Source organism: Paenibacillus sp. EKM212P (assembly GCF_011066115.1).
In the GTDB taxonomy this organism is placed as follows: Bacteria; Bacillota; Bacilli; order Paenibacillales; family Paenibacillaceae; genus Paenibacillus; species Paenibacillus polymyxa_B.
Genome location: NZ_JAAMNR010000090.1, coordinates 1 through 212, shown reverse-complemented (window position 1 = coordinate 212; position 212 = coordinate 1). Strand labels below are relative to the sequence as shown.

Below are 212 nucleotides of genomic sequence, written 5' to 3'. Positions count from 1 at the left end.
TCCAGCTTCTACGACGAAGAATTGTCGAAGCTGCCAAGCAGCGGCAATGTGCCGATTGGCCAGGCGTGGCTGAACGCACGCTTCTACATTGTGGACAGCCAGTTGAATCCGGTGCCGATCGGCGTACTGGGCGAGCTGTGCATCGGCGGAGCCGGGGTAGCACGGGGATACTTGAACCGTGCGGACCTGACAGCCGAGAAATTCGTGGCCAA

General features: G+C 59.9%; 1 protein-coding gene. It reads left to right on the top strand.

The window, feature by feature from the left end:
- On the top strand, nt 1-212 hold a 212-nt coding region (locus G9G54_RS25170; RefSeq protein ID WP_165179980.1), incomplete at both ends, for an AMP-binding protein.